This window comes from Mesorhizobium sp. M0088, from assembly GCF_040322895.1.
GTDB lineage: Bacteria > Pseudomonadota > Alphaproteobacteria > Rhizobiales > Rhizobiaceae > Mesorhizobium.
On record NZ_JAMYUI010000071.1, the window covers coordinates 1 to 642 of the forward strand.

Sequence of the window (642 nt, forward strand, 5' to 3'; positions counted from 1 at the left end):
TCTCAATGCAAAAGCACGCGATGCGCGCATGGAGTTCGCCAATGCAACTTGACACCACAGATAGTCGCTCATTGCCCTGCCGGGCGTTCGCTGTTCGAAAAGCCAAGCAATTGGCTTTTCGTCCGCTGCGCGGACCACACCTCACCCCCGTGAACGGGGAGAAAGAAGCAAAACCTTATTTCGGTATTTGCCGGCCTTGCTTGGGCGTGCGGCTCTGCATGCTCCTTGCGTCCATCGCCATCGCCGGGTTGCCCTCGTCGACCAATATGCCGGTGACCCGGGCAAAGCCGGTAAACACCTTCATGGCGTCGGCTTCGGAAATCTGCGCGGCGATCGCCGCGCTGCAGGCGTTCAACGCGCTGCGGTAGACATGGCCGCGTCGCTCAAGCGGCCAACGCTGCAGAAAATCGGCGGCTTCGCTAACGCTGTCGATCTCTTCGATCTCATCTTCCACCCGCACTTTGAGCGGCACTCCGGTTTTCATCGTACCCACGGCGTTCACCTTCGCTTTGCGCGCGGCTCCAACTACCGCATCGATAAACGCGCCCCGCTGGCGGTAATGCAGTTCACTTAGGCACCTTCAGTGTTCTGACAGGATATTTGGCTGGTAGCTTTTTGACGACACGGGGGCATGATCGCCCC

At 59.2% G+C, this 642-nt stretch carries 2 protein-coding genes; one reads left to right on the top strand and one right to left on the bottom strand.

Annotated features, from left to right (window positions below):
* Positions 1 to 175 precede the first annotated feature (175 nt).
* Entirely contained in the window at positions 176 to 460 is a 285-nt protein-coding gene (locus NKJ67_RS35090; protein WP_352585897.1) for a DUF982 domain-containing protein, read from the bottom strand.
* Between NKJ67_RS35090 and NKJ67_RS35095 the strand changes: the two genes are divergently transcribed.
* On the top strand, positions 371 to 574 hold the full coding sequence (locus NKJ67_RS35095; protein ID WP_352585899.1) for a hypothetical protein: 204 nt from the start codon (positions 371 to 373) through the stop codon (positions 572 to 574). The two genes, NKJ67_RS35090 and NKJ67_RS35095, sit on opposite strands and share 90 nt — an antisense overlap.
* Positions 575 to 642 lie beyond the last annotated feature (68 nt).